Annotated in this window: 12 protein-coding genes; 8 read left to right on the top strand and 4 right to left on the bottom strand. The window is 75.3% G+C overall.

The window, feature by feature from the left end:
• Together ACIRPX_RS45610 and ACIRPX_RS45615 are read left to right on the top strand one after the other, a co-directional pair.
• Positions 1–719 (top strand): anti-sigma factor domain-containing protein (locus ACIRPX_RS45610; protein WP_404206082.1); only part of this gene is annotated, 719 nt, incomplete at its 5' end.
• Between the two features lie 98 nt (positions 720–817).
• A complete protein-coding gene (locus ACIRPX_RS45615) occupies positions 818–1,384 on the top strand; it encodes a helix-turn-helix domain-containing protein (protein WP_404206083.1) in 567 nt (188 codons plus the stop codon).
• A 15-nt stretch (positions 1,385–1,399) separates the two neighbouring features.
• Here ACIRPX_RS45615 and ACIRPX_RS45620 read toward each other — a convergent pair whose 3' ends face one another.
• From ACIRPX_RS45620 to ACIRPX_RS45630, 3 genes are read right to left on the bottom strand one after another with little or no spacing between them, the layout of a single operon-like run.
• A complete protein-coding gene (locus tag ACIRPX_RS45620) occupies positions 1,400–1,753 on the bottom strand; it encodes a hypothetical protein (protein ID WP_404206084.1) in 354 nt (117 codons plus the stop codon).
• On the bottom strand, positions 1,750–2,370 hold the full coding sequence (locus ACIRPX_RS45625) for an Asp23/Gls24 family envelope stress response protein (protein WP_404206085.1): 621 nt from the start codon (positions 2,368–2,370) through the stop codon (positions 1,750–1,752). The genes ACIRPX_RS45620 and ACIRPX_RS45625 overlap by 4 nt, the downstream gene beginning before the upstream one ends.
• Positions 2,367–2,978: an RNA polymerase sigma factor gene (locus tag ACIRPX_RS45630; RefSeq protein ID WP_404206086.1), complete on the bottom strand. Its 612-nt coding sequence runs from the start codon at positions 2,976–2,978 to the stop codon at positions 2,367–2,369. The genes ACIRPX_RS45625 and ACIRPX_RS45630 overlap by 4 nt, the downstream gene beginning before the upstream one ends.
• Positions 2,979–3,215: 237 nt before the next feature.
• Between ACIRPX_RS45630 and ACIRPX_RS45635 the strand changes: the two genes are divergently transcribed.
• The 6 genes from ACIRPX_RS45635 (at position 3,216) to ACIRPX_RS45660 (ending at position 8,056) form a co-directional block, all read left to right on the top strand.
• Positions 3,216–4,814 carry a sulfite oxidase gene (locus ACIRPX_RS45635; RefSeq protein WP_404206087.1) on the top strand — a complete coding sequence of 533 codons (1,599 nt, stop codon included), beginning with the start codon at positions 3,216–3,218 and terminating at the stop codon, positions 4,812–4,814.
• Positions 4,815–4,883: 69 nt separating this feature from the next.
• Entirely contained in the window at positions 4,884–5,543 is a 660-nt protein-coding gene (locus ACIRPX_RS45640) for a fasciclin domain-containing protein (RefSeq protein ID WP_404206088.1), read from the top strand.
• A 189-nt stretch (positions 5,544–5,732) separates the two neighbouring features.
• Entirely contained in the window at positions 5,733–6,236 is a 504-nt protein-coding gene (locus ACIRPX_RS45645) for an Asp23/Gls24 family envelope stress response protein (RefSeq protein ID WP_404206089.1), read from the top strand.
• A gap of 55 nt (positions 6,237–6,291) precedes the next feature.
• A complete protein-coding gene (locus ACIRPX_RS45650; RefSeq protein ID WP_404206090.1) occupies positions 6,292–6,477 on the top strand; it encodes a hypothetical protein in 186 nt (61 codons plus the stop codon).
• A complete protein-coding gene (locus ACIRPX_RS45655) occupies positions 6,474–7,472 on the top strand; it encodes a DUF6286 domain-containing Asp23/Gls24 family envelope stress response protein (protein ID WP_404206091.1) in 999 nt (332 codons plus the stop codon). Before ACIRPX_RS45650 ends, ACIRPX_RS45655 begins: the two co-directional genes overlap by 4 nt.
• The gene (locus ACIRPX_RS45660; protein WP_404206092.1) at positions 7,472–8,056 is read left to right on the top strand and encodes a hypothetical protein; all 585 of its coding nucleotides are present in this window, start codon (positions 7,472–7,474) and stop codon (positions 8,054–8,056) included. Before ACIRPX_RS45655 ends, ACIRPX_RS45660 begins: the two co-directional genes overlap by 1 nt.
• Before the next feature lie 156 nt (positions 8,057–8,212).
• Here ACIRPX_RS45660 and ACIRPX_RS45665 read toward each other — a convergent pair whose 3' ends face one another.
• Positions 8,213–8,935, bottom strand: a complete 723-nt coding sequence (locus ACIRPX_RS45665; RefSeq protein WP_404206093.1) for a DUF1775 domain-containing protein — start codon at positions 8,933–8,935, stop codon at positions 8,213–8,215.
• Positions 8,936–9,883: the final 948 nt, after the last annotated feature.

Genomic DNA, 9,883 nt, shown 5'->3' on the forward strand with positions numbered 1-9,883 from the left:
CCTACGCCCTGCACGCCCTGTCCGACGAGGAGTGCGCCGCCTTCGAACGCCACCTCGCGACCTGCGAGGCGTGCGCCCAGGAAACCGCCGAACTGCGCGAGACGGCCGCCCGGCTGGGGCTGGCGGTCGCCGCCCGGCCCGCTCCGGAACTGCGCGCGCGGGTCCTGCGCGGGATCGGCACCGTCCGCCAGGAGACACCCGGCGGGTCGGCTCCGGCGCGGGTCCTCCGGGCCGGCCTGCGGGCCCGGGCGCTGTCCCGGTGGGCGCTGGCGGCCTGCCTCGCCGCCGTGGCCGCGCTGGCCGGGACGACCGTATGGCAGCACCAGCAGGCACAGGACGCACGCGCCCGGGCGCACGCTGCCACCCGGACCTCGGACGAGATCGCCGCCGTGCTGGCCGCCCCGGACGCCCGGACCCGCGCCGCCGAACTGGCCGGCGGCGCCACCGGTGCCGTCACCGTCTCGCGCAGCCGGGACAGAGCCGTGTTCACGGTGTCCGGGATGACCGCTCCACCGGCCGGGAAGGTGTACGAGCTCTGGTTCGACGACGGCGGCACCATGCGGCCGGCCGGACTGATGAACCCGGGCCGCGGCAACCAGGCCGTGCTGATGACGGGTGCCGTCGACGGGGCGTCGGGCATGGGCGTCACGGTCGAACCCACCGGCGGTTCGCGGCAGCCCACCTCCGCTCCTGTCGCCCTGATGAGCTTCCCCGGCTGACCGGCTCCGGCTCCGGCTCCGGCTCCGGCTCCGCTACGGCATACGGGTGCTGTTCGCCGCATCCCGTCACATGAGCGGTTGCGGATTGTCGTACGGTCATGACGATCGATCTTCCGACTCCGCACCCCATGCCGTCCCATCCCCGCCGCCGTGACGGAAAGGCCCCGCTGCCGGCCCCGCAGGAGCGGGTGAGGCTCCGGCGGGCCTGGATGCTCACCGAGGAACAGGTGGCCCGGTCGTTCGGGGTCACCGCGGCGACGGTGCGGTCCTGGGAAACCGGCCGTACCTCACCGACCGGTCGGCGCCGGGCCGCCTATGCCGCGTTCCTCGGTGGTCTGGCGCACGGGCTGGTGCCCGCTCCGGCGGACGGCGGCAGCCCGCCCTCCGGCGCGCCTCGGTCCCCGCGCACCCGACGCCGCGCGTGCGCCGTGCCCGCTCCCGCCGCCCGCCCGCTGCCCGTCACCGGACGCCCTGAGCGGCCGGCGTCCGGCGAGACGCCGGTGCTGCCCGGACGGGCCCCGGCGCCGGCCGGACTGCCGGTGGGCCCGGGACCCGATCCGGTCGCGCCCGGCCGGCTGCGCAGGTTCCGGCTCATGAGCGCCGCGGTCGGGGTGTGGATCGCCGTGGAGCACCTGGTGGCCACCGTGCCTCCCCCGCACGTGTGACGCCGGTCCGGGTCCTCAGACGCGGCCCGTGACCGTCACGGTGACCCGTGGCGCGGGCCGCTCGGGCCCCACCGCGGCCAGATGGCCCGCGACCTCGGCCCGCACGGCACGGGCCACGTCGAGCGCCCGCGCCCGCCGGTCCACGACGACGTGGATCTCGACGCACCAGGAGCCACCGTCGTCCGGCAGGGTCAACCGCACACCGGCGGACCGGTCCCGGCCGGCGGGCGGCGCCGGCCGGGACCGCGCCGAGCGCAGCCGGTCGGCCAGCCCCGGCCTGAGGAAGGCCACCCCCGGCACGCTCTCCACGACGGTGGCGACCTCCCCCACGAGCGTCGCGTGCGCGGTGGTCGTGCGGTGGGCGGTCATGGCGTACGGCCTTCCTGCTCGTCGTCGGCCCGGGCGGGCACCACGTCGGTGACACGGATGTCCACGACCGCTATGACCATGCCCAGTTCGCGGTCCGCGGCCTCCCACACCCGTTCGCGCACCCGGGCGGCGATGTCCGGCAGCGCAGCGCCGGCCGGCGCGTGGATGTCCAGGCGGACCCCGACGGCCTGGTCCGCGCCCGCGGACAGCAGACGGCAGGAGCCCGCCCGCACGCCGGGGACGCTCTCGGCCGCCGCGCGCACCGCGCGGGCCGCGACCGTCTCCATGATCCACAGGCCGTGGGTGGGATCGCCGAGGGGAAGCGGGCGGCCCGGGCGCAGTTCCAGGCGGACGACGTCCATCACGCGTCGGGTCAGTGGCTCGGGATCGTAGGGAGAGGTGCCCGCCGCCTCCCGGCGCAGGCCGCGCACCACGGACTCGAGTTCGTCGAGTCCGCTCACGGCCTGCCGGCAGTGCGGGCAGAAGCGGGCGTGGGCGTCGTCGGTGCGCCGCTCCCAGGCGTCCCAGGTCTGCGACAACAGCCTTCCACACGGCAGGAGTTCGTCGTCGCCCCCCTGACCGGAGGAGCTGTTCGGCGGGTCGGTGCGGGCGTTCATCGCCAGGCCCCCAGTGCTTGTGTCAGACAACGGCGTGCGCGGAAGACCCGGGCGCGGACGGCCTCCTGACTGATGCCGACCGCGTCCGCGATGAACTCGTAGGACCGGCCGTCCAGTTCCCGCAGCACCCAGCAGGCACGCTGTTCGGCCGACAGCAGGTCGAGCGCCTCCCGCAGTTCACGGACCGCGTCCCGGGCCTCGGTGATACGGACCGGGGAGGTGCTGTGCTCGGCCGCGGCGACGTCCCCCGCCGCCTCCAGCGGGGCCGCCGGCCTGCGCGCCCGCAGCACGTTCAGGCACCGGTTGGTGACGATCCGGTACATCCAGGTGCCGAAGGAGGAACGCCTCTGGAACTCCGGCAGCCGCCGCCAGGCGCTGAGGAAGGCGTCCTGGACGGCGTCCTCCGCCTCGCTCGCGGTGCCGAGCAGACTCGTGGCGAGCCGGATCTGCGCCGGAGCGTGCCGCCGGACGAGCAGGGCGAAGGCGTCTTCGTCGCCTTCCGCGGCGCGGACCGCGAGCAGGTCGTCGTCGGTGTCGTCCACGCCGTCACCGCCGTCGCCGGTGTCCCTGGTGTCCGGTGGTGCGCTCGGTCTGCGGGCCCCCGCCACTGCGCGGCTCCTCTCGTCCGGTCTCCTGAAGGTGGGACACCACCCCGCCGCCCTTGTGACGCGGCTGCCCGGGGAGGACGACGCGATTCCACCCGGCGGCGGGAACCGACGCCGGGCGAATTCCTTCGAATTTCCTTGTGATCCGTAGCCGAAGCACCCGTGGATTGGTCCGGGAAGACCATTCATTCGATCGTGGGAACGACCAATCCGCCCGGACTCCGGAACCGGATTCCCCACGTGACCGAGAACGAGACGCAACGCCGAATCCGGCCGGGCCTGCTGGCGCTGGGAGCCCTCAGCGGCACGCTGGCCGGTTTCGCCGCGCTCGCGGTCGCCGAACTGGTGGCGGGTGCGGTCCGTCCGCAGGCCGGACCGGTCGTGGCCGTCGGAGGCGCCGCGATCGACCGGACGCCCGCCGCCGTGAAGGACTGGGCGATCCGGCATTTCGGCACCGACGACAAACTCGTTCTCCAGCTCGGAATTCTCGCGGTGCTCGAGATTTTCGCGCTGCTGCTGGGAGTGGTCGCGCTCCGCTTCCGGCGCACGGGCGCGGCCGGGGTACTGCTGTTCGGTGCCGTCGGCGCGGTCGCGGCGACGAACAGGCCCGACGCGACCGGGGTGCTCGACGCCCTGCCCTCGACGGCGGGCGCCGTCGCCGGCGCCGGTCTGCTGTATCTGCTCGCCGGTCGCCTCGCACCCCGGGCTCCGGACACCCCCCTGCCGGGCACACCGCCCGCCGCCGCCGAATGGGACCGGCGCGGGTTCGTGATCACCGCGACGGCGGCGGCCGCCGCGTCGGCCGCCGCCGGTGTGCTGGGCCGGTCGCTGAGCGGTTCACGGGCCCGGAGCGCGGTCGCCTCCCGCCGCGACACGGTGCTGCCCGCACCGTCCTCACCCGCCCGCCCCGTGCCCAAGGGCTCCGGGCTGCGCATCCCGGGGGTCAGCGCCTTCACCACGCCGAACAGTGACTTCTACCGGGTCGACACCGCGCTGGTGGTCCCCAAGGTGGACGCGACGTCCTGGCGGCTGCGCATCCACGGCAAGGGCGTACGACGGCCCCTCACCCTCTCCTTCCAGGACCTGCTGCGGCGTGAGCTGGTCGAGCGGGACATCACGCTGACCTGTGTGTCCAACGAGGTCGGCGGACCCTACGTCGGCAACGCCCGCTGGATCGGCGTCCGCCTGGCCGACCTGCTCGCCGAATGCGGGGTCGAGCCCCCGTCGAAGGGCGGCCCGGCCGACCAGCTGGTGGCCCGCTCGGTGGACGGCATGACCATCGGCAGCCCGGTCGAGGACCTGATGGACGGCCGCGACGCGCTGCTCGCCCTCGGCATGAACGGCGAGCCCCTGCCCTTCACCCACGGCTTCCCCGTGCGCATGGTCGTGCCCGGCCTGTACGGCTTCGTCTCCGCCTGCAAATGGATCAAGGACATCGAGCTCACCACCTTCGACTCCTACGACCCCTACTGGGTCAAGCGCGGCTGGGCGCGCAGGGCACCCATCAAGACCGAGTCCCGCATCGACACGCCCAAGCCGTTCGCCCGCCCGAAAGCCGGCACGGTCATGGTCGCCGGGGTCGCCTGGGCCCAGCACCGCGGGATCGACAAGGTCGAGATCCGCGTCGACGACGGCCCCTGGCAGGAGGCCCGCCTCGCCGCCGAGGACACGGCCGACACCTGGCGCCAGTGGTCCTTCCCCTGGCAGGCCACCAAGGGCGGCCACACCCTCACCGTCCGGGCCACGGACCGCACCGGCCAGGTGCAGACCGACCGGCGCACCCGCACGATCCCCGACGGCGCCAGCGGATGGCACTCCGTGGTCGTCACCGTCGACTGAACCCCAAGACCACCTGTCCCCTTGCCCCGGAAGGCAGCACCGGCTGCCGTGACCCACAGGAGAAACCCCATGAGCACCCGTATCCGCCGTACCGCCGTCACCCTGGCCGCGGCGGCCGTCCTGCCGCTGGCCCTGAGCGCCTGCTCCGACAGCGGCAGCGACTCCGCCAAGTCCGACACCTCCTCGAAGGCGTCGGCGTCCGCCTCCGCGTCGGACGACGGCATGACGGGCTCCGGCAGCACCGCCTCGGCGGACCAGCCCTTCGGTTCCGCCTGCTCCGCGGTGCCCACCAGCGGCGCCGGTTCCTTCGACGGGATGGCCAAGGACCCGGTCGCCACGGCCGCGTCCAACAACCCGGCCCTGTCCACCCTGGTGACGGCGGTGAAGAAGGCCGGGCTGGTCGACACCCTCAACAACGCCCAGAACATCACGGTGTTCGCGCCGACCAACGACGCCTTCGCCAAGATCCCGAAGGCCACGCTCGACAAGGTCCTCAACGACAAGGCCGAGCTGACGAAGATCCTCACCTACCACGTCGTCGGCCAGAAGCTCGCGCCCAAGGACCTGGAGAACGGCTCCTTCGACACCCTGGAGAAGTCGAAGCTCACCACGTCCGGCTCCGGCGAGTCCTACACCGTCAACAAGTCCGCCAAGGTCGTCTGCGGCAACGTCAAGACCGCCAACGCGAACGTGTACATCATCGACAGCGTGCTGATGCCCAGCAGCTGACACCAGGGCCTGCCTGCGGGGCAGGGGGACGGCGCCGCCATGGACGGACGTGATGGCGGCGCCGTCGGCCGTGTCCGGCCGCCGGTCCCCTCCCCCAGGTGAAGTTCTCCGGATGTCCGCGTCACAGATCCGGGCGGGACGGGTCCAAGGAAGTGAGAGCAACCCGGCAGCGACAGAGAGGGATGTGCCATGACCACAGAGACCGCACCCGCCGTCAAGGACGTGTCGGCGCCGCGTACGGGCGGGCCGGCGCAGAACACGACGGCCGTGTCCGGCGGCACGGCGGGCGCCGGCCAGCCGGCCGCCGACCGGGGCCGGACGTCGATCGCCGACGTCGTCGTCGTGAAGGTCGCGGGCATCGCGGCCCGGGAGATCCCCGGCGTGTACGACATGGGCGGCGGCCTCTCGCGCACCATCGGCGCCGTCCGCGACCGGGTGCCCGGCGGCCGGCCCAACGTGGGGCGCGGGGTGAAGGTCGAGGTGGGCGAGCGGCAGACCGCCATCGATCTCGACCTGGTCGTCGAGTACGGAGTGCCCGTCATGGACGTGGCCCGGGACGTGCGCGAGAACGTCGTCTCCGCGGTCGAGCGCATCACCGGGCTGGAGGTCGTCGAGGTGAACGTCACGGTCAACGACGTCCGCCTGCCCGACGAGGAGGAGTCCGCGCCGGCGGCCGACGCCCGCGTGGAGTAGCGGCGTCCGCACACGCAGACCGGCAGGAGTGGATCCGGGTGAGAGGTGGACGGGGATGCGCACACCGTTCGTGGGGATGATCGCGGGTATGGCCCTGGCGTTCGCCGGGTACTTCGGAGGCTTCGGGGCCTTTCTGCTCGTGGCCGCGCTCGGTGGCCTGGGCTGGGCCCTGGGCCGGTGGGCCGAGGGCGGTGGCGGCGTCCAGGACGTGCGGGACGCGTTCGAGCGGAGCCGCCGATGACCGCCGCGGCCCGGCGGGGCACCACCACCGTGTCCGAGCGGGCCGTGCGCCGGATCGCCGAGCGGGCCGCCACCGAGGCCCTGCCCGGCCGGGACCGGGTGCGGACGACGGGCGCGGCGACCTCCGTGCGCGGCGGAACGGCCGAGGTCTCCCTCGGCGTGACGCTGCCCTATCCGGCGCCGCTGGCCGACACCGTGCGGGACGTGCAGAGGCATGTGGCGCGGCGCACCGGCCGGCTGACGGGACTGCACGTCCCGGTGGCACGCATCCACGTCACCTCGCTCGCCGTGCCCTCCGCGTCCGCGCTCCCCCTTCCGGCGCAGGACGCCGCGCCGCCGTCGGCCGGGCGCCGCACGCCCCGGCGCCGGTGGTCGCAGCGCCGGGTGCCGGTCGCCCTGCTCGCCTGGGCCGCCGCCGTGGCCTGCGGTGCCCTGGCCCTCGACCTGATCCGGGTGCACCTCGCGAGGCTGCCGGCCGGCGGATGGCGTACCGCGGCCGTGCACTGGCTGTCCGGGCACGGCCCCGGCGACCCCGCCGTGGTCGCCGGGGGTGGGCTGACGGCCCTGGCCGGTGTCTGGATGGTCGTGCTCGCTCTCACCCCCGGGCACCCTCACCAGTGCACGGTGCACACCCGGACCCCCCGGCTCGACGCGACGGTGGACCGCTCGGCGGTGGCGGGCCTGGTCCGTGACGCGGTGGCGGGCGTCGAGGGGATCACGGCGGTACGGGTGCGGGTACGGGGCCGTCGGGCCAGGGTCCGGGCCCGGGTCGCCTTCGGTGGCCGGGAGACCGCGCATGCCGCCGTCTCGGCGGCCGCACACGACACGCTGACCGCCTGCCGGCTGCGTCGCGGACTGCGGCTGTCCGTCGTGCTGGATCCGGGGCCGGGCGGGCGGGACGCGCGAGCCGGGGGCGGTGACAAGGGGTCCACGGCGGTCAGGGCCACGGCCGACCCGGTGCCCGTCTCCGGCCTCGCCACGGAAGGCGGCCGGTGATGCCGCGTCCTCGTACGGCCGTCAACCGCACGGTCCTCGGCACCGCCGGACTCGGGCTCCTGGTCGCCGGCACCTGGCTCGCCGCCACCGACGCCGCGGTCGCGGCCCGGCTGCCGTCCTGGTGGCCCGCCCCGGCCGCGGGCTCCGCCCTCCTGGACCGGGGCGAACTGACGCGGCTGCGCGGCGAGAGCTGGTGGACGCCCTCCGTCCTCGCCGTGGCGACCGCCCTGACGGTGCTGCTCACCTGGTGGGCCCTGGCTCAACTCCGCTCCGGCCCACGCCGAAGGCTCGCCGTCGCCTCCCCCGGCGGAACGGTCCGCCCCCGGGCGCTCGCCGAGGCCCTGTCCTGCCGCGCGGCGTCCGTGCCCGGCGTGGCCCGCTGCCGCGCCCGGATACTGCCCCGCGCCGGAGACCGGCTGGAGGTCGGCCTGCGGATCTGGCTGGAGGCGGACACCCCGCCCGCCGCCGTGCTGCCCGCGCTGCAGGCGCTCACCGAGGAGGCGGGCCGGACCGTGGCGCCCCGCACGGCCCGCGTCCGGATCCGGCTGAGCACCGCCTCGCACCGTACGCCGTACGTCCGCTGAGCCGGGGCGGTGGGCGCCGGCTTCGGCGGGGCGCGGCGCCCGGCGCTGCGCCGCACCCCGGCGTCCCCGCACCTCGGCGACGTCCCGGACCACGCGCCGGAGCCGACGCACCGGAGGTGGTGTGCCGGGCGGGCGCCACGGCACACCACCGCGCGCTCACTCCCGCGCCGAGGCGGCACGGCGCCCGACCAGCCACCAGGCACCACCGCCCAGCACGAGCAGCACCGCGAGGACACCACCGACGACAAGACCGGACGACGCACCCGGGCCCTTCCCGTCGGCGGTGTCCGCGGCCGGGGGCGTGGGCGTCCCGGCGGCCGCCGCAGTGCCGCTCGGGCTCGCGCCGGTGGCGGCGGGGTCCGGTGAGAGCGACGCCGCACCGGCGGCCGCCGCCCTGAGCTTCAGCACCGGGGCCGGCTGCTCCGGCTCCGGACCGCCGTCGGACAGCTCGATCCAGCGCGCGACCTTGCCGTCGCTGTAGGTCTCGACGGTCTTGAACGCCAGCTCCTTCGCGTCCGGGAGCTGCTTGACCTTGATCGAGTGTTCGGCGTCCACACCGGGATCGAGCGCCGGACCGGCGAGGGTGTAGCCGTCGTCGGCCGCGGTCATCCTCCACCCCTCGGGGGCGTCGTCGAGCCGCACGTCAGCGGGCGCGATGCCTTCGGGCAGGACGACGCGCAGCCGGGTGAAGCCCCCGGAGGGGGACTCCGCCTCCGACACGAAGGTGAGCGTGACGTCGGTCGCGAGGGCCCGCGGGGTGTCGGCCTCCACCTCCGCGTGCGCGGCCGCCGGTGGGACGAGCGCGAGGGCCGCCGTCAGGGAGACGGCGGCGACGACGGCGACACGGCGGCCCGCACGGGCCGGTCGACGGATGGGCACAGGGGAACTCCTTGCTGGAACGGGAAGGACCGGACCCGGTCGTGCCGGGGCCGGCGAGGGACCGTGGGTGCTTCCCGTCCGGTGGGCCTCTGCGCACCACCGTGTGTTCCAGTACGAGGTCCCGCGGCCGCCCGGGTCCGTCGTGAACGGCACCCGGAGCGCCGGAGCGGCGCGGCGGCGCGCGGTCCGGGACGCGGACGGACCGCGGCCGGACCGCGGCCATGGCGGACGCGGTGGCCCGGGCCAGGGTGCGAAGGAGGCCGAGGGCGCCGGTCACGCACGTATCGGCCCGGTGCACGAGCCGGGCCACGAGCAGGGCGGTGAGCGTGTGCGCGATCGTCATGGCCGGGCCGCCGTGGTGCCAGGCGTGTCCGTCTCCGGCCGAGGCGGACATCGTGAGATGCAGGACGCCCTGGACCGCCAGCATGCACGCGACCGTCGCCACGGGGGTGCAGCGGCGTCGGGCAAGGGGCCACACGACCACGAACTGCGACACCATCAGCAGGGCGACCGGACGCCACGGCACGGCGCCGTCGGCGATCGCGTGATGCCCGAACGCCGCGAGCGGCGTTCCGAGCACGGCGAAGAGACCGGCCCGCGCGCACGCCCCCGCGTGGCCGGCCCGGCCCGCACCGGCACCGCTCCCGTGCCCGCGCTCCGTCATGAGCTCACGCGGGCATCGGGCCGGTGGTGGACGTGGGCGTTCACCCCGTCGTATACGTCGGGCGGTCAGGGGGCGTTCACGGCCGGCCGACGACGCGGGGGCGAACGCCGTCGGCGCGCCGGGCGCCCAGGGCGCGAAACCGCTCCGCCACCGCCGGAGCGCCTGACGTTTCCGCAGGTCAGCGACGCAGCGCACCTTCGGTGCGCGCCGGGGGCGTGGTAAATCCTGTGGTGCGCGCCGAAGGTGCTTCTGTCTGCCCTGACGGGGGCTGATGTCGGTCCGGG

This window comes from Streptomyces sp. NPDC101225 (genome assembly GCF_044767585.1).
In the GTDB taxonomy this organism is placed as follows: Bacteria; Actinomycetota; Actinomycetes; order Streptomycetales; family Streptomycetaceae; genus Streptomyces.